The 24547-nt window shown below is 66.1% G+C and carries 20 protein-coding genes; 6 read left to right on the top strand and 14 right to left on the bottom strand.

Annotated elements, in window-relative coordinates; translation table 11 throughout:
* Positions 1 to 10 precede the first annotated feature (10 nt).
* From ACQR0U_RS11565 to ACQR0U_RS11545, 5 genes are all read right to left on the bottom strand, one after another.
* Positions 11 to 1105 carry an ABC transporter ATP-binding protein gene (locus ACQR0U_RS11565; protein WP_316184247.1) on the bottom strand — a complete coding sequence of 365 codons (1095 nt, stop codon included), beginning with the start codon at positions 1103 to 1105 and terminating at the stop codon, positions 11 to 13.
* Positions 1106 to 1210: 105 nt separating this feature from the next.
* Positions 1211 to 2212 carry an ABC transporter substrate-binding protein gene (locus tag ACQR0U_RS11560; RefSeq protein ID WP_434843240.1) on the bottom strand — a complete coding sequence of 334 codons (1002 nt, stop codon included), beginning with the start codon at positions 2210 to 2212 and terminating at the stop codon, positions 1211 to 1213.
* 318 nt (positions 2213 to 2530) lie between these two features.
* The gene (locus ACQR0U_RS11555) at positions 2531 to 2983 is read right to left on the bottom strand and encodes a hypothetical protein (RefSeq protein WP_316168069.1); all 453 of its coding nucleotides are present in this window, start codon (positions 2981 to 2983) and stop codon (positions 2531 to 2533) included.
* Positions 2984 to 3004: 21 nt separating this feature from the next.
* Positions 3005 to 6187 (bottom strand): efflux RND transporter permease subunit, encoded by a 3183-nt coding sequence (locus ACQR0U_RS11550; RefSeq protein WP_434843231.1) that lies wholly within the window; start codon positions 6185 to 6187, stop codon positions 3005 to 3007.
* A gap of 323 nt (positions 6188 to 6510) precedes the next feature.
* A complete protein-coding gene (locus tag ACQR0U_RS11545; protein ID WP_315753346.1) occupies positions 6511 to 7749 on the bottom strand; it encodes an efflux RND transporter periplasmic adaptor subunit in 1239 nt (412 codons plus the stop codon).
* A gap of 190 nt (positions 7750 to 7939) precedes the next feature.
* Here ACQR0U_RS11545 and ACQR0U_RS11540 point away from each other — a divergent pair, with 190 nt between their 5' ends.
* Both ACQR0U_RS11540 and ACQR0U_RS11535 read left to right on the top strand, forming a co-directional pair.
* The gene (locus ACQR0U_RS11540) at positions 7940 to 8557 is read left to right on the top strand and encodes a TetR/AcrR family transcriptional regulator (protein WP_315716607.1); all 618 of its coding nucleotides are present in this window, start codon (positions 7940 to 7942) and stop codon (positions 8555 to 8557) included.
* A 118-nt stretch (positions 8558 to 8675) separates the two neighbouring features.
* On the top strand, positions 8676 to 10151 hold the full coding sequence (locus ACQR0U_RS11535; RefSeq protein ID WP_316184242.1) for a M81 family metallopeptidase: 1476 nt from the start codon (positions 8676 to 8678) through the stop codon (positions 10149 to 10151).
* 259 nt (positions 10152 to 10410) lie between these two features.
* Here ACQR0U_RS11535 and ACQR0U_RS11530 read toward each other — a convergent pair whose 3' ends face one another.
* Both ACQR0U_RS11530 and ACQR0U_RS11525 read right to left on the bottom strand, forming a co-directional pair.
* Positions 10411 to 12036, bottom strand: a complete 1626-nt coding sequence (locus ACQR0U_RS11530) for an MFS transporter (RefSeq protein WP_315753352.1) — start codon at positions 12034 to 12036, stop codon at positions 10411 to 10413.
* A complete protein-coding gene (locus ACQR0U_RS11525; protein WP_315810741.1) occupies positions 12023 to 13147 on the bottom strand; it encodes an HlyD family secretion protein in 1125 nt (374 codons plus the stop codon). Before ACQR0U_RS11525 ends, ACQR0U_RS11530 begins: the two co-directional genes overlap by 14 nt.
* Before the next feature lie 602 nt (positions 13148 to 13749).
* Between ACQR0U_RS11525 and galE the strand changes: the two genes are divergently transcribed.
* Positions 13750 to 14745, top strand: a complete 996-nt coding sequence (gene galE / locus ACQR0U_RS11520; RefSeq protein ID WP_316193607.1) for a UDP-glucose 4-epimerase GalE — start codon at positions 13750 to 13752, stop codon at positions 14743 to 14745.
* Positions 14746 to 14783: 38 nt separating this feature from the next.
* Here galE and ACQR0U_RS11515 read toward each other — a convergent pair whose 3' ends face one another.
* The 3 genes from ACQR0U_RS11515 to ACQR0U_RS11505 all read right to left on the bottom strand — a co-directional run bounded on the left by ACQR0U_RS11515 (position 14784) and on the right by ACQR0U_RS11505 (position 17570).
* The gene (locus tag ACQR0U_RS11515; protein WP_434872153.1) at positions 14784 to 15056 is read right to left on the bottom strand and encodes a hypothetical protein; all 273 of its coding nucleotides are present in this window, start codon (positions 15054 to 15056) and stop codon (positions 14784 to 14786) included.
* A 211-nt stretch (positions 15057 to 15267) separates the two neighbouring features.
* Positions 15268 to 16536, bottom strand: coding sequence for a sensor histidine kinase (locus ACQR0U_RS11510; protein WP_434872152.1), 1269 nt, complete (start codon positions 16534 to 16536; stop codon positions 15268 to 15270).
* A gap of 857 nt (positions 16537 to 17393) precedes the next feature.
* Positions 17394 to 17570, bottom strand: a complete 177-nt coding sequence (locus ACQR0U_RS11505; RefSeq protein ID WP_315716614.1) for a hypothetical protein — start codon at positions 17568 to 17570, stop codon at positions 17394 to 17396.
* Positions 17571 to 17591: 21 nt separating this feature from the next.
* Here ACQR0U_RS11505 and ACQR0U_RS11500 point away from each other — a divergent pair, with 21 nt between their 5' ends.
* The gene (locus ACQR0U_RS11500) at positions 17592 to 18164 is read left to right on the top strand and encodes a Crp/Fnr family transcriptional regulator (RefSeq protein WP_434872151.1); all 573 of its coding nucleotides are present in this window, start codon (positions 17592 to 17594) and stop codon (positions 18162 to 18164) included.
* A 60-nt stretch (positions 18165 to 18224) separates the two neighbouring features.
* Here ACQR0U_RS11500 and ACQR0U_RS11495 read toward each other — a convergent pair whose 3' ends face one another.
* From ACQR0U_RS11495 to ACQR0U_RS11480, 4 genes are all read right to left on the bottom strand, one after another.
* Positions 18225 to 18974 (bottom strand): Crp/Fnr family transcriptional regulator, encoded by a 750-nt coding sequence (locus ACQR0U_RS11495; protein WP_434872150.1) that lies wholly within the window; start codon positions 18972 to 18974, stop codon positions 18225 to 18227.
* A gap of 191 nt (positions 18975 to 19165) precedes the next feature.
* Positions 19166 to 20206: a tryptophan--tRNA ligase gene (gene trpS / locus ACQR0U_RS11490; protein ID WP_434872149.1), complete on the bottom strand. Its 1041-nt coding sequence runs from the start codon at positions 20204 to 20206 to the stop codon at positions 19166 to 19168.
* Positions 20207 to 20470: 264 nt separating this feature from the next.
* Positions 20471 to 22105 carry an ABC transporter substrate-binding protein gene (locus ACQR0U_RS11485; protein WP_434872148.1) on the bottom strand — a complete coding sequence of 545 codons (1635 nt, stop codon included), beginning with the start codon at positions 22103 to 22105 and terminating at the stop codon, positions 20471 to 20473.
* Positions 22106 to 22491: 386 nt separating this feature from the next.
* Positions 22492 to 23109, bottom strand: a complete 618-nt coding sequence (locus ACQR0U_RS11480; RefSeq protein ID WP_434843228.1) for a TetR/AcrR family transcriptional regulator — start codon at positions 23107 to 23109, stop codon at positions 22492 to 22494.
* Between the two features lie 103 nt (positions 23110 to 23212).
* On the opposite strand from ACQR0U_RS11480, the gene ACQR0U_RS11475 reads away from it, so the two are divergent.
* Together ACQR0U_RS11475 and ACQR0U_RS11470 are read left to right on the top strand one after the other, a co-directional pair.
* Entirely contained in the window at positions 23213 to 23911 is a 699-nt protein-coding gene (locus ACQR0U_RS11475) for a PspA/IM30 family protein (RefSeq protein WP_315716621.1), read from the top strand.
* A 55-nt stretch (positions 23912 to 23966) separates the two neighbouring features.
* Entirely contained in the window at positions 23967 to 24242 is a 276-nt protein-coding gene (locus ACQR0U_RS11470; RefSeq protein WP_315716622.1) for a YiaA/YiaB family inner membrane protein, read from the top strand.
* The last annotated feature ends 305 nt before the right edge of the window (positions 24243 to 24547 follow it).

Below are 24547 nucleotides of genomic sequence, written 5' to 3'. Positions count from 1 at the left end.
AGAACTGCCGTCAACCGTTGGCGGAGGTCTGGTCGCATGATCCCACCACCCAGACATCCGACGCCGCGAACGACAGCGCGACCTCGCTGCCGACCTCCGCGGCCTGACCGGCACGATCGCCCTTGATGATCAGCCGCTGCGCGCCGGCCGTGGCGACCAGACGCATGTGATCGCCGAAATACACCGCATCCAGGATGCGCGCGGTCAGGCGGTTCGCGGTCGCCGCTGCATGATCGTTGATCCGGATGGCCTCGGGACGGATCGAAACCTGCACCTTGCCGCCATCGATGCGGGCGGCGCCGGCATGCGCCGACAGCGTGAGGCCCGAGTCTGTCGTCAGCCGCATCACCTCGCCCGCGTGCTCGTCGAGCTTGCACGCCAGCAGGTTGGTCTCGCCGATGAACTCGGCGACGAATGACGTGCGCGGCAGCTCGTAGATCTCGCGCGGCGTGCCGATCTGCTCGATCCTGCCGTGGTTGAACACGGCGATGCGGTCGGACATCGTCAGCGCCTCGTCCTGGTCGTGGGTGACGAAGACGATGGTGAGGCCGAGCCGGCGGTGCAGGTCGCGGATGTCGAGTTGCATCTGCTCGCGCAGCTTCTTGTCGAGCGCACCGAGCGGCTCGTCCATCAGCACCACCTGTGGCTCGAACACCAGGGCGCGGGCGAGTGCGACGCGCTGCTGCTGGCCGCCGGAGAGCTGCGCCGGTTTGCGCTCGGCCATGGCCGACAGCTTGACCATGTCGAGCACGCGGGCGACGCGCTGCGCGATCTCGGGCTTGGACGTGCCGCGCATCCTGAGCGGAAAGGCGATGTTGTCGCGCACGCTCATATGCGGGAACAGCGCGTAGTTCTGGAACACCACGCCCATGTTGCGCTTGTGCGGAGGCAGCCCGTCGACCCTGGCGCCGCCGACCTCGATCGTGCCGCTGGTCGGCTGCTCGAAGCCTGCGAGCATCATCAGGAGCGTGGTCTTGCCGGAGCCGGAGGGCCCGAGCAGGGCGACGAACTCACCGCGCGCGATATCGAGATCGAGATCGTCGACCACGGTCAGCGCAGCGAAGCGCTTGACCACATGCCGGAACGAGATGAAGGGGGTATCCATGACGGAGGCTTTCGGCGCGGACCTCGCCGGGACTCATGCACGAGGAGGGCAGGCGCGCGTCGCGACGACGATCATCGCGCGCCCGGTTTGCTGAAGCGGCGAGCCTCAGCGCGCGAGCCAGGCGTTGAAGCGCTTCGACAGCTCTTCAGAATTGTCGGTCCAGAAGGCGACGTCGAGCGCGATCGCCTGCTTCAGATTGTCCGGCGTGGTCGGCAGCTCGGCGGCGAACTTTTCCGGCACCAGCTTGGCAGCGGCGATGTTCGGCAGGCCATAGGCGATGTATTCCGGCAGCTTGGCCTGGTTCTCGGCCTGGCTCGCAAACGCGATGAAGTTCATCGCGGCGTCCTTGTTTGGCGAGCCCTTCAGCACCACCCAGCTGTCGACAGCGTAGATGCTGCCCGGAAACACGAAGCCGAAATGCTTGCCCTCGGTGCGGTTGATGGCGCTGATGCGGCCGTTATAGACCGAGGTCATCGCGACCTGGCCGGATGACAGGAGCTGCAGCGGCTGCGCGCCGGCCTCCCACCACACGATGTCGGCCTTGAGCGCGTCGAGCTTCTTGAAGGCGCGCTCGACGCCCTCCTTGGTCTTCAGCACCTTGTAGACGTCGCTGGCTGGCACGCCGTCGGCCATCAGCGCGAATTCGAGCGTGTATTTGGCGCCCTTGCGCAGGCCGCGCTTGCCCGGAAACTTCGCCGTGTCCCAGAAGTCCGCCCAGGTCTTCGGCCCATCCTTGATCTTGTCGCCGTCATAGGACATGCCCGTCGACCACACGATGGCGCCGACGCCGCAATCGCTCACGCCGGCCGGGATGAAGCCTTTCTTGTCGCCGATCTTGCTCCAGTCGATCTTCTCATAGATGCCGTCGCTGCAGCCGAGCTCGAGCTCCTCGGCCTCGACCTGCACCGCATCCCAGTTCGGCACCCCGGCCTTCACCTTGGCCTGCAGCACGCCATAGCCGCCGTCCCAGCTCTCGTCGAGCACGGTGGCGCCGAGCTTGGCGGCGAACGGCTGGAAGTAGATCTTGCGCTGCGCGTCCTGATAGTTGCCACCCCACGACACCACCGTGAGATCGCGCGCCTGCGCCGCCGCGGCGACGCTCAGCATGGCTGCCGCCGCCACCAGCACCGTCTTCGAGACGGTGAGGGCCGCGCGTGGCGTCCCGTTCGACACCTTCACACCCGTGGGGCTGGTCCGCCGTGAAAACATGCTCGATGATCCGTCGCGCTTTGAAAGGTTCAAAAAAGCTATCGGCTGTTCCCAGCCGTGGCAAGCGCGAGTTTTGATCGTGAGATGATGCCATTTTGGCGCTAGGCGCCGCGCCGGCCGCGTTGCGGCAGGGCGTGTTGAGATCGTCCGCTGCCGGCGCATGGTCTGGTCCGGCGGGGGTCACGCCCCCGGGGACGTGTTTGGAGCGTTGCGGTCCTACAATCCGGCGCTGCAGCCTTGATCGTCCGGGCAGGCAAGCGCCGGCACCGGTTCGCTCCCCGCCGAATTGTCGACGACGAGACCGAGCGCCGGTGTGCTCGTCGCCCGCGCACGGGTCGGAGCCGGCAGCCGCCGCGATGCACCGTGGGCGCCGATGCGTTCAAAACCCTCTGCTGTCTTCATCAGTCTGGCGGCGACAAGATGATTCAAAAAATCCATGTTGCAACTCCGTGTGGTCAAATGACCCGGCGGCCTGGTGCGGGACAGGCCGCCGGGTCGGCGCAACGTGCTGGAGTTGGCGTCCTCCATCTCGCTGCGCTGGTCTGTGATCCGTTTCACAGTCGTGTAGAATTGATCGTGAATCGGATCATCCGTGGAGCGTGATCGGGACGCCGGCTGCCATTTGTCTCTACGAATCAAGAGACGATCGCGTTTCCGGGCGCTCGACATCACGCGCGTTCACATTCTTGTTTACTCCGCGGGTTGAGCCGCCACCGTGCCGTGGCCGCCATGCTGGGTGAGGGGCTTCATGCCGGTCAGCGTCCGCAGCAGCACGTAGAACACGGGCGTCAGGAACAGGCCGAACACGGTGACGCCGATCATGCCGGAGAAGACCGCGACGCCCATCGCGCGCCGCATCTCCGAGCCGGCGCCGGTCGAGAGCACCAGCGGCAGCACGCCCATGATGAACGCCATCGACGTCATCAGGATCGGTCGCAGCCGCAGGCGGCTGGCCTCGATCGCCGCGCGCAACGGCGTCCGCCCGGCGAATTCGAGCTCGCGCGCGAATTCGACGATCAGGATCGCGTTCTTGGCGGAGAGGCCGACGAGCACGATCAGGCCGATCTGGGTGAAGATGTTGTTGTCGCCCTTCGAGAGGTAGACACCGAACATCGCCGCCAGCAGCGCCATCGGCACGATCATCAGGATCGCCAGCGGCAGGGTCAGGCTCTCATACAGCGCGGCCAGCACCAGGAACACCAGCAGGATCGCGAGCGGAAACACCCACAGGCCGGAGTTGCCGGCGATGAACTCCTGGTAGGTCAGGTCGGTCCATTCGAAGGCGAAGCCGGGCGGCAGCACCTCGGCCGCGACCCGCTCGGCCGCCGCCTGCGCCTGGCCGGAGGAGAAGCCGGGCGCCGCTGCCGCGTTGATATCCGACGACAGGAAGCCGTTGTAGCGGATGGCGCGTTCGGGACCTGCGCTCTGTCGCACGTTGAGCAGCGCCGACAGCGGCACCATGTCGCCGGAGGCGGAGCGCACCTTGAGCTGGCGGATATCGTCGGCACGGGCGCGGAACGGCGCGTCGGCCTGCACGCGCACCGAATAGGTGCGGCCGAACTTGTTGAAGTCGTTCACGTAGTAGGAGCCGAGGTAGATCTGCAGGGTGTTGAACACCTCCGTCACGGGGACGCCGAGCTGCAGCGCCTTGGTGCGGTCGATGTCGGCGAACAGTTGCGGCACGTTGACCTGGAAGCTGGAGAACACGCCGGCGATCTCCGGCGACTTCTGCAGGCCCGCCATGAACGCCTTGGTGACGTCGTTCAGAGCTTCGTAGCCGAGGCCGGCGCGGTCCTCGATCTGCAGCTTGAAGCCGCCGATCGTGCCGAGACCGTTGACCGGTGGCGGCGGGAACATCGCGATGAAGGCGTCCTGGATGCCCGCATATTTCTTGTTGAGCTCCATCGCCAGCGCGCCGCCGGACAGCGACGGATCCTTGCGCTCGTCGAACGGCTTCAAGGTCGAGAACACGATGCCGGCATTGGAGGAGTTGGTGAAGCCGGAGATCGACAGGCCGGGGAAGGCGACCGAGCTCTCGATCCCGGGCTGCGTCAGCGCGATGTCGCTCATCTTGCGGATCACCTCCTCGGAGCGGTCGAGCGTGGCGCCGTCCGGCAGCCGCGCGAAGCCGACCAGGTACTGCTTGTCCTGGCCCGGCACGAAGCCGCCCGGCACCTGCTTGAACAGCATGGCGGTGGCGCCGACCAGCAGGACATAGAGGATCATCACCGCGGCCTTGCCGGTGATCACCTTGGACACGCTGCCGCTGTAATTCTCGGAGGCGCGGACGAAGGCGCGGTTGAAGCCGCGGAAGAACCAGCCGAGGCTCTTGTCGAGGATGCGGGTGAGGCGATCCTTCGGCTCGTGGTGGCCCTTGAGCAGCAGTGCCGACAGGGCCGGCGACAAGGTCAGCGAGTTCACCGCCGAGATCACGGTGGAGATCGCGATCGTCAGGGCGAACTGCTTGTAGAACTGCCCGGTCAGGCCGGAGATGAAGGCGAGCGGCACGAACACCGCGACCAGCACCAGCGCGATCGCGATGATCGGTCCCGACACCTCGCGCATCGCCTGGTAGGTGGCGTCGCGCGGCGACAGCCCGCCTTCGATGTTGCGCTCGACGTTCTCGACCACGACGATGGCGTCGTCGACGACGATGCCGATCGCGAGCACCAGCCCGAACAGGCTGAGCGCGTTGATCGAGAAGCCGAACAGATGCATCACGGCAAAGGTGCCGACAATCGAGACGGGCACCGCCAGCAGCGGGATGATCGAGGCGCGCCAGGTCTGCAGGAACAGGATCACGACGATCACGACCAGCACGATCGCCTCGAACAGCGTGTGCACGACGGCCTCGATCGAGGAGCGCACGAACTGGGTCGGGTCGTAGACGATGTGGTACTCGACGCCCTCCGGCATCGTCTTCTTGATCTCGGCCATGGTGGCGCGGACGTTGTCCGAGATCTGCAGCGCGTTGGAGCCGGGCGCCTGGAAGATCGGGATCGCCACCGCCTGCTTGTTGTCGAGCAGCGAGCGCAGGCCATATTCGGAGGCGCCGAGCTCGATGCGGGCGACGTCGCGCAGCCGCGTGATCTCGCCATGCGTTCCGGTCTTCACGACGATGTCGGCGAACTGGTCCTCGTTCGACAGCCGGCCCTCGGCATTGACCGAGAGCTGCAAATCGAGGCCCTTGACGCTCGGTGAGGCGCCGACGACGCCGGCGGCGGCCTCGACGTTCTGCGCCTGGATCGCCTTGACGATGTCGCTGGCGGAGAGGCCGTGCTCGGCCGCCTTCTGCGGATCGACCCAGACCCGCATCGAATAGTCGCCGGCGCCGAACAGCTGCACGTCGCCGACGCCGTCGATGCGCGCCAGCCGGTCCTTGACGTTGAGCACCGCGTAGTTGCGCAGGTACGTCGTGTCGTAGCGGCCGTTCGGCGAGATCAGATGCACGACCATGGTGAGGTCGGGCGAGCTCTTCTTGGTGATGACGCCGAGCTGGCGCACGACATTGGGCAGCCGCGGCTCGGCCTGCTGCACGCGGTTCTGCACCAGCTGCGTGGCCTTGTCCGGATCGGTGCCGAGCTTGAAGGTGACCGTGAGCGTCATCGCGCCGTCGGTGGTCGCCTGGCTGCTCATATAGAGCATGTTCTCGACGCCGTTGATCTGCTCCTCGATCGGCGTCGCCACCGTCTCGGCGATCACCTTCGGATTGGCGCCGGGATAGGTCGCGCGCACCACCACGGAGGGCGGCACGACGTCGGGATATTCGGAGATCGGCATGGAGAACAGCGCGATCAAGCCGCCGAGGAAGATCAGCGTCGACAGCACGCCTGCGAAGATCGGCCGATCGATGAAGAATTTGGAGAGGTTCATGGGAGGCCCCGTGGTCGGGAGATGTCAGTGGCTCTGATTGGCGTCGGTCGTCGAGGGGGCGCGATGTTCACCCTCCCCTGGAGGGGGAGGGTCGGCTCGCATGAGCGCAGCGACATGCGAGACGGGGTGGGGTGGCGGCCCCTCCGCGCGTGCGGTGCTCAATTGAGACGAACCCGCGACGCACGGATGCTGAGGAGGTGCGAGCAGGTTTTCACCAACTGAGACCGTCACCCCACCCCGCCGCGCGCTGTGCGCGCGTCGACCCTCCCCCTCCAGGGGAGGGTGGGCATCGCGTGTGTGGTGACCGCCATTGTCGATCATGATCAGCGCTGCGCCAGTCGCTTGTTGTCAGTGGCCGCCCCGTCGCGTGCGCCCATCGCGGCCACCTGCGTCTTCAACAACGCACCTGGCCGCACCCGCTGGAGGCCATTGACCACCACGCGCTCGCCGGGCTTGAGGCCGGCGGAGATGATGCGCAGGCCGTCGACGCTGCCGCCGAGGCTGACCGGGCGATAGACAGCGCGCTCGTCGTCGCCGACCACCATCACGAATTTTTTGTCCTGGTCGGTGCCGATGGCGCGCTCGTCGAGCAGCACCAGCGATTGCTGCTGCGGCTGGCCCATGCGCACGCGCGCGAACTGGCCGGGGATCAGCCGGCCGTCCTCGTTCTTGAACACGGCGCGGACGCGGATCGTGCCGCTCTGCCCGTTGACCTGATTGTCGATCAACTGGATATGGCCGGATGCCGTGATGCCGCCCGAGGTCGTCATCTCGACCGGGATGCGGTCGAGATTGCCGCGTTTGCCCGAGCCGTCGGCAATCGCCGACAATGCGCGCAACACCAGCTCTTCGGTGGCGTCGAAGCTCGCATAGATCGGGTTGACGGACACCAGCGAGGTCAGCACCGGCGAGGCCGACCCGGCGGCGACGAGGTTGCCGACCGTGACCTCGATCCGGCCGACCCGGCCGTCGACCGGCGCGCGCACCTGCGTGTAGTCGAGATTGAGCTTGGCTGTCTGCAAGGTCGCTTCGGCGGCCTTGACGTTGGCGATGGCTTCGCGATTGCCGTTGTCGCGCTGGTCGTAATCGCGCTTGGTCACGATGGAATTGCCAACCAGCTGCGCGCCGCGCTCCAGTTCGTTGGCGGCGAAGGCGGCGCGGGCGCGCGCCGCTTCCAGTTGCGCCTGCGCCCGGTCGACCTCGGCGGCGTAGGGCGCCGGGTCGATCTTGAACAGGACGTCGCCAGCCTTGACCAGCGAGCCCTCGGTGAAATTGGTGCCGAGAATGGCACCGGCCACCCGCGGCCGGATCTCGACCCGCTCGACGGCTTCAAGCCGGCCGGAGAACTCGTCCCACAGGCTCGCCTGGCGCGGCTCGACGACGGCAACCGTAACGGGGACGGCCTGTTCGGGGGCCGCGGCGCGGGCCGCATTCGGCGCGGAACTGAAGTGGAAATATTGGGAGCCGGCGTAGGAGCCGGCGGCAATCACCAAGCCGGCGGCGGCGACGGTGCTCAGCCACCGCTTCAGGCGGCCGGAAGAACGAATTTCGGACGAAGGCATTGGCGCGCTCCAGATTTGTAGTGCTCGCTACAAATGTGGCGCTGGCAACCCGTTCGCAAGAGACTTATGTAACGGATACTACGAAAATAGTAGCCCGACTTTCGGCGGACTGCGCCAGATCAAAGAAATCGCGTTCAAGAACAACTAGATAAGAATCAGACGGGGCGGAGACGGAACAGGAGTTTTGCAGATGGGCATCGGACGGCCCCGGACTTTCGATCGCGACACCGCGCTGGACCAGGCGATGGAGGTGTTTTGGCGCCATGGCTATGAGGGCGCCACCATCGCCCAGCTCACCGATGCCATGGGCATCAACCCGCCCAGCCTCTATGCCGCGTTCGGCAGCAAGGAGGCCCTGCTCAGGGCCGCGCTCGACCGCTACACGGCGCGACGGGAGGCCTGGATGGACGAGGTGCTGAGCGCGCCGACCGCCCACGAGGTCACCGCGCGGATGCTGATGGGCGTCGCCGAGAAACAGACCGATCCCTCCAATCCGCCCGGCTGCCTGCTGGTGCAGGGCGGTCTCGCCTGCGGCTCCGGCTCTTCCAACGTGCCGTTCGAGCTCGCGGCCCGCCGCGCACAGACCGAGGAGCAGCTCCGGCACCGTTTCGAGCGCGCCAAGCGCGAAGGCGATCTGGCTGAAGCCGCCGACCCCGCTGCGCTCGCGCGCTATGTTTCCGCCGTGATCACCGGCATGAGCGTGATGGCGTCGTCAGGCGCCGACCGCGAGGCATTATCCCAGGTCGCCGTCGTCGCGATCAAGGCGATCGAGGATCAGTCGGTGAGGGCGCCGGCGGCGGCGAACTGATCGACATCATGCGCTGAGCGGCGGGTGCTCTGCCGTCGCAAAGTCTTGTGCTCGTGGGCGCAATGCGATCCCCTGCGGCCGCCTCATTGTCATCGCGCGAACCAAGAGCAATTCCTCCATGCGTGTCTTCTCCGCCGCCCTTGCCACCGAGACCAACACTTTTGCGCCGATGCCGACGGGGCTCGCGACCTTCCACGAGCGCGCCTACTTTCCGGCCGGAACGCATCCGGACAAGATGCAGATGCATGGCGGGCCACTATGGGCGGCGCGGCAGGTCGGGCCATCGAAAGGTTGGACCTTGATCGAGGGGCTGGTCGCCGCAGCGGTGCCGAACGGGCTCGTCACCCGCGCCGCGTTCGAAACCCTGCGCGACCAGATCCTCGCCGACCTCGAAGCCGCGCTGCCGGTCGACATGGCGTTGATCGGCCTGCACGGCGCGATGATCGCCGACGGCTATGATGATTGCGAGGGCGAGCTGCTCGCGCTGATACGCGAGATCGTCGGACCCGATGTGGTCATCGGCGCGACGCTCGACCCCCACGTTCACATGAGCGAGCTGATGGTCAGAAGCGCCGATCTGCTGATCTGCTGGAAGGAATATCCGCACACCGACATTCTCGAGCGGGCCCAGGATCTGGTGAAACATTGCACCGAGATCGCCGAGAAGCGGCTGAAGCTGCAGAAGGCGCTGGTCGACACCGACATGATCGTGACCCTGCACACCACGCGCGAGCCGGTGCGCAGCTTCGTCGACCGCGTCACCGCGCTGGAAGGCAAGGACGGCATCGTCTCGGTCTCGATCGTGCACGGCTTCGGCTGGGGCGACACGCCTGACATGGGCACCAAGGTGCTGGTCTATAGCGATGCCGCCGTCGATCCCGATGGCGCCAAGGCGCAGGCGCTGGCGCGCAAGCTCGCGGACGAGCTGATCGGCATGCGCGAGGCGGTGACCGAACGCATGCCCGGCGTCGATGCTGCGCTCGACCAGGCCTTGGCGAAGGACGGCACCATCGTGCTCGGCGATGCCAGCGACAATCCCGGCGGCGGTGCGCCCGGCGATTCCACGTTCATCCTGCGCCGGCTGCTCGACCGCAACATCGGCAATGCCTGCCTCGGTCCGCTCTGGGATCCGATCGCGGTGCGCATCGCCTTCGATGCCGGCGTCGGCGCCAAGCTGCCGCTGCGGATCGGCGGCAAGATCGGGCCGCTGTCGGGTGATCCCGTCGATGCGACCTGGGAGATCAAGGCGCTGAAGGAGAATATGGTGATGACGGGCCTTGCCGGCACGCCCGCCAAGCTCGGCGATTGCGCGTTGATCGGGAGCAATGGCGTCGAGGTCGTGATCACCACGTTCCGCTGCCAGGCGTTCGGCACCGACTTCTTCACGCAGCTCGGCTGCGATCCTGCCACGCGCAAGCTCGTCGTGGTGAAATCCGCCCAGCATTTCCGCGCGGCATTTGCGCCGATCGCGGCCGACATCATCATGGTCGATGCGCCCGGCGTGGTCGCGCGCGACGTGACGACGTTGCCCTACAAGAAGATCAAGCGTCCGAAATGGCCGCTCGATGAGTTGCCGCAATCATCGCGAGCATGATGTCCCAGAATGCGACGATCATCGCACCGCCGTTAACGTTCGGAACGCGGCTGGAACGAACCGCGTCCGAATCGCTTGCGAATCACAGTTTGAGATCTGTTCACGGCTAGATGTCGTAGCTCTCGGAGATGGCGCGCAACATGCAGCGCCGGCGATTCTGATCGTGCGGCTCGGCTTTCGTCAGAAGGTTAAAGGCGCAGAGGCGCGCCGGCGTTGTTGGAGAGAAGGCGACGCCCCCGCATGCTGCGGGCGGGCCCGCTCACGTCGTCGACGTTCCGAACCGTCGCATCCACGCCGCCCTCAGACCGATCGGTGTCGGCGAGAACGGGCCCGACGGCGCGCGCGTGATCAGGGCGACCAGCAGGAGCGCGGCGATCGCGAGCCAGAAGCACAGCCAGAACGCATCGAGATAAGCGAGCACGTTGGCCTCGCGCTGCACCTGCGCGGCCAAGGTCCCGACGGCGCGGGCCTTGGCCTGGCCGCCGCCATGCGCGGCGAAATAGCCGGTCAGTCGTTGCAGCGCGCGCGCGACGTCGAGATCGCCGCTCTGGATGTTGAGGCCGAGATAGGCCGAATGCACCTGCTCACGCACCCGCAGCCACGTTCCCATCAGGGCGACGCCGATTTCGGCGCCGCCGAGCCGCATCACCTGGATATAGGCCGCAAAGGACGTCGCCCGCGCCGGATCGGAATTCGACAGCGCGAGGATGATGATCGGAAGCAAGGTCAGGGCCTGTCCGATCGACTGCAGCACGACGATGACGATGAAATCCTCGCGCGCCCAGGCATGGGTGATCTGGGTGCCGAGCAGATTGGCCGCCGCGAAGGCACTGAGACCGAGCACGACGACGATGCGGGGATCGAGATGGCGAAGCAGGACGATCGACAGCGGCACCAGCACGACCATCGGCAGCGCGCCGTAGAACAACAGCAGCGAGCCGCTCTGCTCCGGCCGCAACTGCGTGATGGTGACGAGGAAGTTCGGCACCAGCGACGCATTCGAGAGGCTGGTCAGCGTGTAGAGCAGGATCACGACCAGCGACAGCCCGATGTTGCGCGAGAACAGCACGTTGAAATGCGCCCATGGCTGCGGGGCGAGCGCCTCGTTGACGAGGAACAGGACGAACAGCGCGGCGCCGCCGCACAGCAGCGCCATCACCGTGCCCGATTGCAGCCAGTCGAGTCGGTTGCCCTGGTCGAGACCGGCATAGATCATCGCCACGGCGCTGCCGAGCAGCAGCATCCCGCCCCAGTCGGCGTTCTCGAGCAGCGCGCGGTTGACGGGCTCGGCCGGGGTGCCGAGATAGACCATCAGCGCCATCAGCGGCGCCAGCACGACGCCCTGCCAGTACAGCCACTGCCAGCCGAGATGCTCGACATAGAAGCCGACCAGCGAGGTCGAGGTATCCAGCGCGAAGCCGACCCGGATCGCATAGATCGAGATCGCCGGCAGCCACCAGCGGATCGGCAGGTTGCGGAAGATGATCATGAGCGTGGCCGGCACGAAGGTGCCGAGCAGCATGCCGTGCAGGATCGCGAGCGCGATCAAGGTCGGATAGTCGCGCACGAACGGAATGATCAGGGACAGCACCGCATAGATCAGGCTGGGAATACCCAGCACACGGCGCAGACCGAACACGGTCGCGAGCCACGCCACGGCCGGCGCGATCACGATCTGCGAGCCGATCGCCGCGGTGGACAGCCAGGCGCCCTCGTCAAAACCGAGCGAGAACGCGCCGCGCAGATCGGGCAGGCCGACCGAGGTCAGCCGGCTGTCGAAATTCGCCAGGAACGAGCCGAGCAGGACGGCGCCGACGGCAAACAGCGGATGCGCCGCCTGGCCGCCGCGCGACAGCGGTCCGCGATCGGTCTCACTTGGCGCCATCGGCCTGGCCGGTGGTGCGGATGTGGGTCACGACCGACATGCCCGGCAGCAGCCGCGCGAGCAGCGGCTGGTCGCCGTCGAGGGCGATGCGGACCGGAATGCGCTGCACGACCTTGGTGAAGTTGCCGGTGGCATTGTCGGGCGGCAGCAGCGCGAATTGCGAGCCGGAGGCCGGCGCGATCCGCTCGACGCGGCCATGCAGCCTCTGGCCCGGGAACGAATCCACGGTGATCTCGACCGGCTGGCCGGGCGCGACATGGGTGAGCTGCGTTTCCTTGTAGTTGGCGATGACGAAGACATGCGGCAGCGGCACCACCGCGATCAGGCTGCTGCCGATATTGACGTAGTCGCCGACCTGCACCTGGCGCTGTCCGACGACGCCGTCGAATGGCGCGGTGATCCTGGTGTAGCCGAGCTTGAGCCGCGCGGCGGCGAGCGCGGCCTTGGCGCCGGCGAGATCGGCACCGCGCTGCTTCTTGGTGCCGGTGAGCACCTCGAGCTGATGACGCTGCGCGGCGATCACCGCGCGGCTCGCGCGCACGTCGGCCTGCGCCTTGGCATAGGCGGCGGTGGCTTGTTCCAGCCGCTGTTTGGTACCCGCTTCGCTCTGCGACAGCGACTGCTGGCGCTCTTCCTCCTGCCTGGCCTGCACCTCGGCCGCGCCGGCCGAGACCTGCTGCGCCTCGGCCTGGGCGATGGTCGCATATTGCAGCTCGACCTGGTTGCTGAGGTTGTCGAGCGCCGCCTGCGCCGCTTCGACATTGGCCTCGGCCTGCGACACCTGTGCCTCGTAGTCGGCCGGATCGATCTGGACCAGCAGGTCGCCGGCCTTGACCTGCTGGAAATCGCTGACCGCAACCTTCGTCACCTCGCCGGCCACGCGGCTCGAGAGCTGCGTCAGGTCGGCGCGCACATAGGCATCGTTGGTCGATTGGGTCGTTGCGTTGCCGGTCCAGGCGTTCCAGCGCGTGGTCGCGAGCGCCACGAAGGCGAGCGCTGCGATCACCGCAAGCAGCGGAATGCCGAGACGCGCCCAGAGCCCGGGCGCCGCGGCGGGCGGCGTCGATGCAGCGCGCGCCGCCGCGTCGACGTTGCTCGGTGTTTCACTCAAGGGACGCCTCCTGCATCGGCCGACGCTGATCAGTCCGACGACTCGTATCCCATTCTGCGCCGCGTGCCACCTGGACTCTGGGTTGTGAGCCATGCGTCGCGGGGCATGGACATCTGCGCGCCGAACGGAACCCGCGGGCGATCGGACCGTGATGAACCAGCTAACAGGCCAGCAGGTTGAGCACAGGCACAGCCCGCGATCGCCGCGCCGGGATCGCGCCAACGACATCGGCGCCGGATTCGCTGCCGCGACCAGCCCGCGCCTGATGTCCCAGAATGCGACGTCGCGCGCGCTCACGTTAACGTTCAGAACGTGACTTGAACGAACCGCGTCCGAATCAGCGGCGCAGCCCGGTACGAGGTCTGTTCACGGCTAGATGTCGTGCCGTCATCGCGTGACATCAGCTATTCGGCGTCACTTGACCGCAATTTGGACGACCGGCTGGGTGCGAGAGCGTTAAGAGCACGGAGCGGCCTGCCGCCCAGCGGTTGTCGGTGACGCCGGCCGGCGCGCGCTGCCCGGTTGCAGCGGTCGCCTCGCTGGGTCACATTTCTCATCCGCGACTTGGGTCCAGCCGTTTGCTGATCAGAAGGCTTTCATGCATGGGTCACAAGGGAGCGATCCTGGTTGCCGGCGGCGCCGGCTACATCGGGGCTCATTGCTGCAAGGCTGTCGCCGGGGCTGGCTACGTGCCGATCTGTTACGACAATCTGTCCACCGGCCATCGCCGCTTCGTGCGATGGGGACCGCTCGTGGTCGGCGACATCGCCGACAGCGCCAGGGTGGCTGACACCATCCGCGCCCACGCGGTCGACGCGGTGATGCACCTGGCCGGGCCGAGCACGATCGGCGAATCCGTCGCCGATCCGCACAAATATTATCTGAACAACGTCGTCGGCACGTTGGGCCTGCTGCAGGGCATGCGCGAGGCCGGCTGCGCGCGGCTGGTGTTCTCCTCGACCGGCGCGGTCTATGGCGACGCCGGGCGGGATCCGATTCCCGAGAGCGCCGCGGGATCGGCCCTGAATCCATACGGCCGCTCGAAATACATGATCGAGCAGATCCTGGCGGACTATCAGGCAGCCTACGGCCTGTCGGCCATCGTGCTGCGCTACTTCAACGCCGGCGGCGCCGACGCGTCAGGCCTGATCGGTGAGTTGCGCGATCCCGAGACGCACCTGATCCCGCGAGCGCTGATGGCGATCCTCGGCCACGTGCCGGACTTTGCGATCTTCGGCACCGACTATGACACACCCGACGGGACCGCCGTGCGCGATTACGTTCACGTCGACGATCTCGCGGCAGCCCACATCGCGGCGATGGAGCGTCTGCTGCAGACCGGTTCGGGTGGCACCTACAATCTCGGGACCGGCCGCGGCCATTCGGTGCGCGAGATCGTCGATGCAATCGGCAGGGAGACCGGCGAGCGGGTCCCGCTGGTGGTGCGCGCGCGCCGCGCCGGCGATCCTCCGGTCCTGGTCGCAGATCCCCATCTTGCCCAGCAGGAGCTCGGCTTCGCGGCGCATCGGTCCGATCTCGGCACGATCATCCGCTCGGCCTGGACCTGGCACCAGACCGCGCACCCCCGGATCGCATGAGGCCGATGCCGCGTGCCGGGGGCTCGTCGGGGAAGCTGTTACGCCGCGGCCGGCGGCGTGTGGGCGAACTCGTCCGCGAAGCTCATCTCCGCGCGCTCGTCGTCGACCGACCAGCAGCCGATCTCGGAAGCGCCCCGGAAGAAGTGGACGCTGTGGACCGGTGAGCGGAAGTCGTCGCCGCGAATGATCCGGAGCAGGGTCTGCGCCACGCGGCGGTGATCGCCGGGGAGCCTGAGGTCGAAGAATGCGTCGCCATGGCCCGGCAGGATGGTGCCGGCCGAATCGCGAACTTCCATGCGCAACTGTGCCATGCTCGCATTCAACGACAGCAACGGTTTCCGCCCGGTAAATGCCGCCGCGCCGGCGCAGGTGGTCTCACCATGGAGCGCGTAGCGCGCTGGTCGCCATCAGCGAAGCGTGGACGAGGTGCTCTGACAAGAGGCGCCGTTCGAGCAAGCGGCCAGCCTTGTCAGCAGCGGATCGCATCGGCCGCGGTGGCCGTTGGGATGATCGCGCAAGGGATCACCGGGCCTTCTCCAGCACCGGGCGCTCTGTGGTGACGAGGGCTGCCGGGACAACCGCTTCATTGCGGGGGAGGATCGGCAGTTCGAACAGGACACGCGTGCCAGTCGGCTGGTTGGCGCTCAGGGTGAGACGGCCGCGAAGCTGCTGGACCATCCCCTTGATCATCCGGAACCCCAGGCTTGTGCGCGGTTGATCGATGTCGAAACCATCGGGCAGACCGACGCCCTGATCGGACACGCTGAGCTGCAGGCAACCGTCGATGTCGCGGGCGGAGATGTCGATCGGTCCGTCCTGGCCAGGATAGGCATGTTTCACGGCGTTGCTGACCAACTCATTGAGCAGGAGACCGAGAGGCACGGCGTGATCGGCCGACAGCCGCATCGGATGGGCATCGCAGTTCAGGATATGCGCTCCCGCGACGCGTTGCAGCCTCTTGCAGAAGTCTATGAGGAAGACGTCGACGTCGATGAAGCCGATCTGTGATGCCCGCGAGAGATGATCATGGACCTGGGCAATGGCTGCTACGCGCGATCCGGCCTCGCCGAGGGCAAGCTTGGCCTCAACGGAATCCGTCCCGAATGCCTGCACCCGGAGCATGGCCACGACGGAAGACAGGCTGTTCTTGACGCGGTGACCCATTTCGCGCGTCAGCATGGTTTGATGGTCCAAGGCGTCCCGGAGCCGCGTCTCCTCATGCAGGCGCTCGATTGCAATCCCGACGATGTCGGCGAATTCGGTGAGGAAGGCAGCGTCCGCCTCGTCGAAGCGGCGGGGGGCCGGACTGTCGACCTGGAGCACGCCGAAATAGCCGCCGCCTCGTCCGCCGCGTTCGATCCGGACGCTGATCGACGTCTTGATGCCGCGGTCTACTGGAAGCCCCGGTATCTCGAAGCGACCATCCGGGGGGGCGCGACCGGTGATGATGGCTTGACCCGTCTGGAAGGCGCGCCCGGCAGGCGAGGTACTGTCCACGACGAACGATGATTGTTCGACCGAGCTCGGCCATCCGTACCCCGCGCGGACCAGCTGTCTCTTTCCGTCCGCCACGAATTCCATCACCATCGCGAACGGTGCATTGAGGCCCTTGGCACCGAGCGCGGCGGCGCGCTGAAGAGCGACGTGGATGTCGCGGGTCTGCAATGCAGCACGACTGAATTCGGCGAGCGCAGATTGTTGGATGAGCCTGTAGCTGCGCATGTCATTCCGGACGCCCGCGCGCTCGAGAAGGATCGGAAAAGCGGTATCTTGGCTCTGATGTCCCAACACGCGGATTCTCCAAAACAGAACGCACCCCGACTACAAATTCCCCGCGGCTCTCTTCCTTACGATTTGATATTGTAGGGCTATTGTGTTGCCGTTCACCGGCCGGAGTCTGAGCAAAAGCGGACATGGTCCAGTTTGCCGCAGCGCAATTCGTCGCGAGCCGGATCGAGGCGAAAGGCGCCCCGGCTCGCGTCGAGGGGGCGCTTGGCAGTTGCACCTGACGCTTGCCGTGCCCGCGCGCTCATCCAGAGGACCTTCCACGGAGAGCGGGCACCGGCGCCGCGGCGCGACGCGCGCTCTTGCAGCCCGTCAGAGGGTGGGCGGCACCATCCTCACGGAAACCGCCATATGCGCGATCGGCCAGCCTTGAGCCGGGCGGCAGGCCGGGTTGGCGCGCCGGCCAGATCCGCTCATTCGGCGGCCATTCTTTTGGGCCGCTCGGTGGTGTGGCCCACCGACAGCGAGCCGTGGGGCGTGTGACAGATGGATCCCGTCGAAGGGGTGTGTCCTGTCCGAATCCGTCAACGACCTCAATTTCATCCGTGAATGCCTGCGTCTGGCGGCGGATTTCACGCAACTTGCGCGCGATGCCGTCGATCCGGACCTGCAGGCGCATTGCCTGCGGATGGCCGCCTTCTGGACCGATCGGGCCGCCGGAAATCCCGGCGCGGAATCGGACGATCCGAGTCAGTGAAATCGCCGGATGCGCGATGAGCGAGCAGGGCCGTTGTTGCGGCGCGGCGGGGGAGCCTTGCGTGCGGGAGCTCGTGAGCAATTTTGCTCAGACTTGCCGGTCGAGAGCGCCCAAGAAACGGGGGCGACGGCGCGGACAGCCGCCTCTGCGCCGTGGCCTCCGTCCCTCATCGTGGCTTGTCAGTTTTGGAATGATCAAGGCGCAAACCGATCGCGATCTGCGGAGCAATCAGCTGCTCGATGCCCTGGCGCCGGACAGCCGCGGCCGGATCGAGCCGCACCTCGAGCCCGTTGATTTCAAGCTCGGCGCCGTGGTCTGCGAGGCGGGCGGCCATCTCCGGCATGCCTATTTCCCGAGAGGATCGGTGTTGTCGCTGTTGACCGTGCTGGAGAACGGCGACGCCATCGAGACGGCCAATATCGGTCGCGAGGGCGCCTTCGGCCTCTTCGCCGCCATGTACAGCCGGGCCTCCTTCAACCGTTGCATCGTTCAACTCGAAGGGCATACCGTCCGGTGTCCGATCGAGCTGCTGCAGCACGAGTTCGACTCCAGCGAACATGTGCGCAATCTTCTCGTCAGCTACTCGGAGACGCTGCTGTCCCAGGTTCAGCAGACGGTGGCCTGCAACGCCATGCATTCGACCGAAGAGCGCATCTGCCGATGGCTGCTGATGATGCACGACCGGGCCGAAGGGGCGGTGCTTCCGTATACGCACGAGTTCCTGTCGCAGATTCTCGGGGCCAATCGCAAGTCGGTGACGCTTGCCGCGCAATCCATGCAGGCGGCCGGCCTGATCAGCTATCGTCGCGGCACCATTCAGGTGCTCGACCGGCCCGGCCTCGAGACAGCCTCGTGCGAATGCTACGCCATCGTCAAGCAGCGGTTCGATGCGTTTCTCCAGCCGCCTACGACGGCGGTGCGCAGTCAGCTGCAATGATGTGATGGTGGCGTGGATCGAGCCGAGCAGGGCGGCCCAGCTCGATCTCGCGATGCCCGGTCACAAGCTCTTCAGCGGACCTTTGCCTCCGACCGACTTGTCGCCTGCGATATGCGGCTGATCGTGCAGGACGACGTTCAGCAGGGAGCTGTTGATCTCGAGGTGACCGTTGTAGTCGATGAAGCCCAGCTTGCGGAACTTGTTCATGAAGTGACTGACGCGCGAGCGGGTGGTGCCGATCATGTCGGCCAGCATCTCCCGGCTAACCTTCGCGATGACCCGCTGCGGCTTGCCGTCATTGCCGAAATTGGCCAGCAGCAGTAGCGCCCGCGCAAGGCGCTTTTCGCTCGAATTGAACAGTTGATCGATGAGATCGGCCTCGACGCGGATCGTGCGGGCGAGAATGTGCGAAACGAAGATCTCGGAGAACGCCGGCTGCTCACGCAGGGCGCTCAGCGCGGCCGATTTGGTGATCCGCAGGATTTCGCTGTCCGTGATGGCCGACGCCGCCGACAGCCGATGAGACTGGCCGGCCAGGCACCCTTCGCCGAAAAAATCGTCCCGACCGAGCAGCGCGATGACCGCCTCCTTGCCCTGCTCGGAATGGACGACGATCTTGACCGTGCCCGTGATGATATAGAACAGCACATCGGCGGGGCTGCCCTGGGAAAAGATCTGCTGGTCCTTTCGGTATTTCCCGATCGTCCGGCCCGGGCCTTCGGTCTTGAGGAACACCGCCGGATCGAAAGCCTGCTTCTTTGGCGGCGGCTTTGCGGCCGTCGGCGGCTTTACGATGGGTCGCTTCGCCATGTGTTCTCCCGGGTGAAACGCGAGTGCTGGATACTTCGAAGCCGGATCTCGGCATCACGGTTGGGCAGGCGCGAACGCAGCATAGCGCCTTTCGCGGCCGCTTGACAGCGCAGCGTCTAATTCGACCGGACGCGCACAGCCGCTTCGTGTTCAAGTGACGCAGCGGCGCGAAAATTAGTTAATTCATGTTATCAAGCATTAGCATCGCACCGCTCATGCAGCGCGAACAGGCCCAGTGCCTCGCGGACGTCACGCAAGGTCGCATCGGTGACGGTGCGCGCCAGTTGGGTGCCGCGCCTGACGATCTCGAGAACGTGGCCGGGATCACGCGCAAACGCCGCCCGCCGGTCGCGGATCGGCGCGACCACGGCCTGCAGCACGTCATCAAGTCGCTGCTTCACGACGCTGTCGCCGAGGCCACCGCGGACATAGCGCGCCTTCAGGTCCGCAACCGCCGCAGGATCGTCGTCGAACGCGTCGAGATAGGTGAAGACGACATTGCCTTCGACGCGGCCCGGATCGGCGGCCCTGACGTGGCCGGGATCGGTGAACATGCGGCGGACGGCATCGCGAATCTGGTCCGCGGTGGCGGAGAGCGGAATCGCGTTGCCCTGTGATTTGCTCATCTTGGCCTTGCCGTCCACGCCAGGCAGGCGTCCGACGCTCGGGATCAGCGCGCGTGCCTCGGGAATCACTTCCGTGCCCGCCTGGCGGTTGATGCGGCGGACGATCTCGTTGGCCTGCTCGATCAGCGGCGCCTGGTCGTCTCCGACCGGCACGATGGTCGCCTTGAAGGCGGTGATGTCGGCGGCCTGCGCAACGGGATAGCACAGGAAGCCGGCCGGAATATCGCGGCCGAAGCCGCGCGCCTGGATCTCGTCCTTGATGGTCGGGTTGCGCTCGAGCCGCGCCACCGTGACGAAGTTCATGTAGAGCAGCGTGAGATCGGCCAGCGCCGGCAGGTGCGATTGCAGGCAGATGGTCGTCATCTCCGGATCGATGCCGACGGCGAGATAGTCGGTCGCGATCTCCAGGATGTTCCGGCTCACCTTGGCCGGATCGTGGGCGTGGTCCGTGAGCGCCTGGGCATCGGCCAGCAGCAGGAATTGCCGATGCGTCGATTGCAGCGCGACGCGGGTCTGCAGCGAGCCCACATAGTGGCCGAGGTGCAGCGGGCCGGTGGTTCTGTCGCCGGTCAGGATGACGGGACGGTCTGGCATTGAGAGAGGCATCGTGGTTCTCCAGGAGTGAGAACCGCCGCTCGATCGAGCTCTTCGATGCTGTTGATAACAAGAACCGCGTCGCAGGCCGATGAACGGCGGCGACGGGCGAATGAATGACGAGGCCGTGCCGCTCCTAGATGGAGCGCCACCACGTGTTCGCGTGCAAGGTCTCAGTCTTGATCATGCGACCGATATGGCCGAAACCGCCGATGAATGCAACCCGCTCAGGCACGCTGCGCAGAGCGCGGCCTCAGGCCAGTTCAGCCATTCCGCCTATTCGAGATCAATCGCGTGATACTGGCCGGACTTGTCGAGCTGCGTGCCCCAGACCTTGTGCAGCGCCTGGTGGTCGGAGGGGCCGAAGCTCACCTTCGATCCGACGCCCAGCTCGTAGTTCCCCATCGATTCGAGGACATCGACCAGCGTTTCCGTGTCCACCGCGGGACCGGCGCGGCGCAGCCCTTCGATCAGGATGTTGGCCGTGAGATAGGCTTCCAGGGACGAGTAATCCGCCGGCTCTCCCGGAAAGTATCTGTCGAGCGCCTTCTTGTAGTTCAGGGTGACGGACGCGTAGCCGTCGACCGCCGGCGTGACCTGGGTGCAGATGACGCCGTCCGCATAGCGCGGGCCGAGCACCATCAGCTCGCTGGCGAGGCCGGTGCTGCCGACGCCGGAGATCGTCGCGTAGGTCATGTCCGGATACAGGTCGCGGGTCTTCTCGATGAACTTGGCCGCGGCGCGAAAGGTGGCGACCAGCACCACCGCCTTGATCGCATGCTTCTGCCGGCGCAGTTGTGCGATGGCCTCGTCGACATTGACGGTGTTGCGGCTGTAGCTCATGCGGAAGGCTTCGCCCGCGCCGCCGCGCAGCCCGTGCATCGCCCTGCTGACGCCCTCCCACCCCGCGTCGCCATAGGCATCCTGCTGGGTGAGAACTCCGATCTCCTGCGGACGCAGCTTGCGGATCTTGACGAGATAGTTCACGAGCGCATGGGCTTCCTCGGCGTAGCCGGCGCGGTAGTTGAAGACGTAGCGGTCCGGCGGATCGCGGCGAAGCGAAGGAGCCCCGGTGAAGGCGCCGAAATACAGCGCATGACGCTCGAGCGCGTACGGCACCGAGATCAGGGCCGTCGGACTGCCGTAGTTCTCGACGAATCCGAACACCTTGTGCTGCTCGTAAAGGTCCTTCATCGCGTTCAGCGTCCGCGTCGGCTCATAGGCATCATCGGCCGTGTAGAGCTTGAGCTGCCGGCCATGCACACCGCCTTCCTCGTTGACCTGAGCGAATGCGAGGTCGATGCCGAGCTTGAGCTGATGGCCCATCTCCCTGGCCGGCCCGGAAAACGGCGCCGCCATTCCGAAGCTGATTTCGGTATCGGTCACGCCCTGGACCGGGGCGCGCGTGCTGGTCGGCTGCGCCGACGCGGCATTGGCCACCCGCGTGTCGAACTTCGGCACACGGTCGTCCTCCCTCAGCGGCATGTTCTGGTCCGGCGCGACCGCCGGAGCGGCGCTCGCGAGCGCTCCGGTCCGGAGAATATCCTGGACTGGCGCAACGGTCTGCGCGGCTTGGACCGGCGACGATGGGACTGTTGCCGTCGTTGTCACCGCCGCGCTGCTCTTGGCGGAGAGCGCAGCGGTCCACCGCGTCGGAAGTCTCGTCGCTGCAAGGCCGGCCACGCCCGCGGCAACAGCCACGAGCCCCATCACGCTCAACGCGCCGAGGAGACGCCGTTCCCGTGGCGGCGGAGGAACCTCCTGCACGCCGTAACGGGACGCGAATTCAGCAGGGGTAGGCCGATCGTGCTCGTCGCGCCACGGTTGTTCATACAGCGGACGCCGGCCGTCGTCGTAGCCGGACGGGAATGGCGGATCGCGGTCGTCATTGGGCGCACGCAGATGTCTCACGATTTTCCCCTTGGCTCGCGCGTCATGGACTCGTTGGAGTTTTTTCTTGATCGCGCGGCATACGCTGCAGGTTCTGCCGGCCGGATGAGCGTGGCCATGCGCCGAGATCTGCACATGTCACACGAACTAACACTCGTCGTCGAGCGTCGGTGGAACGGCAGTTCCAGACATGTTGTCTGGAACAAGTCCGAACGTCGGCATGATACTGCGAAGCAATGGGGCGGTTGTTTGTTCTCGCCGTCAATTCCAGCTGAACAAGGAGGGAGCCGCGCCGCCATGGCGGCAAATTGGCTCTGACAGCAAGCAGGAGAGAAGTGCCGTGAAGCAGTCGGACTTGTTGTTGGCATCAGCATCCGATGACGCTGCGCCCGACGCCGAGCTCCGCGTCACCGGCCGGTCGTCTCCTCCGCCACCAGTCCCGTCACCATCGCCTTCACCATGGTCGCGATCTGCGCGCGCAAGGCCGCGAGCGGCACAGCGATCAGCTTCTGCTCCAGGCCGAGCGCGACCATGCCGTGGACGGCCGAGAACAAGCTGCGCGCGGTGACGCTGATGTCGTCGAAAGAGCGCAGTGGAAACAACGCCGCCAGTGGCTGGTGGATGTGACGGAACAGGTGCATCTGGTCGGCGATCGCCCAGTCGGGCAGCGGCTTCTCGGGCGGCATGCGGTGCTCGAACAGCGCGCGCCAGAGCTCGAGATTGTGGGCGGCGAAGTCGCAATAGGCGATCGCGATGCGCACCAGCGCAGCCTCGGGGCCGGGAGGGCCCGCGCTCTCGGCTGCGGACAGGTCGGCGTCGAGCTGCGCCAAGGTGCGTGATCCGACCATCAGCACCAGTTCGTCGACGTCGGCGACGAGATTGTAGACCGCGCCATTGGCGACGCCGATCTCCTGGGCGAGATCGCGCGTCTTCAGACCCGCGAGACCCCGCGTCCGGATCATCCGCTCGGCGGCCTCGATCAAGGCTTCGCGCTGTTTCGCACGTCTTTCCAGTGTCTTGGACATTGTTAACCAAAATATTGAGCGATGCTCAAAATAATTCTTGAGCGTCGCTCATGGTTGCGCTAGAAGAAACGTCATGAGCGATGCTCATAACAGGGAGTTCACAATGTTCAAGACCGTTCTCACGCTGTTTCGGGGCACCGTGGCCGTCGCGGAGGAGGAGCTGCAGGACCGGACCGCGCTGGTGATCCTGGATCAGCAGCTGCGTGACGCCGCCGCCGCCGTCGATCGCAGCAAGCGCGCGCTGGCGCTGGCCATTGCGCAGGACCAGCAGGAGGGCAAGCGGCTCGAGGCGACCTTGGCACGGATCACCGATCTCGAGGTGCGCGCCACCGCAGCGCTCGACGGCGGCCGCGAGGATCTGGCCCGCGAGGCGGCGCAGGCGATCGCCGGCCTCGAGGCCGAGTGTGACGCGGCGCGGACGGCGCGGGCGCTGTTCGCGACCGAGATCACCAGGCTGAAGAAACATGTCGCCAACGCCGAGGCGCGCATTGCCGAGCTCGATCGCGGCCGGCGGATTGCGCGCGCCTCCGAGGCCGTGCGCAATCTGCGCCGCGGCGGCATCGAGGCGGCGCGTCCTTACGAGTGCACGCTGCCCGAGGCCGAAGCGACGCTGAAACGGCTGCGGGAGCGGCAGATCGAGGCGCAGGCCGCCGACGAGGCGCTCATGGAGCTCGATGCCGCGACGGGGCCGATCACCACGGCCGAGAAGCTCGCCGAGCAGGGCTTTGGCCCACGCATCAAGACCACTGCCGACGACGTGCTGGCGCGGCTGAAGGCCGGCCGCGCCGCACCGGCCAACTGATTTTCGTCACGACCAATCGAACGCATCAACAACCACGTCATCATAGGAGCCGACCATGAACCAGAACACCCAGCCGCACAGCAGCGCCTTCATCACCTTCTCCTACGCCTCGTTCGCCGCCTCCGCCTTCCTCGTCGCTCTCGGCGTCTTCTTCATGCCGATCGATCTCTGGATGAAGGGCTATCTGACGATGGGCATTGTCATGCTGGTGCAGACCTGCGTCACCCTGACCAAGACGCTGCGCGACCGCCACGAGAGCGGCAAGCTCGTCAATCGCATCGAAGACGCTCGCGCCGAGCGCCTGCTGATGGAGGTGTCGAAGGCAGCTTAGGGCGGCCGCAGTCGTCTCGCTCTCTTGGCCTCTCCCCGCTCTTGTCCACCGTAGCTCGACGAGCGAAGGCGGATGCGGGGAGAGGCCGGATTGCATCGAAGATGCAATCCGGGTGAGGGGAAGTTTGCGGGGCAAGCTCCGACTTCGGCGAGACAGCGCCGGCAGGCGGTGGGCGCGAAGGCGTCCGCCGCTCACGTCGTTCAACCTGCGTTTACCCTCGCTCACGCTCCGTCCCGCGTCGTTATCGTGAATTAACAGCACCAGGGCATAAGGCGGCCAGGGCGGCCGTGATCCCGGCTGCGCCG

This window comes from Bradyrhizobium sp. HKCCYLRH3097 (genome assembly GCF_051167875.1).
GTDB lineage: Bacteria > Pseudomonadota > Alphaproteobacteria > Rhizobiales > Xanthobacteraceae > Bradyrhizobium.
The sequence above is the reverse complement of the archived record's forward strand: the minus strand, read 5'-3'. Positions and strand labels throughout refer to the sequence as shown.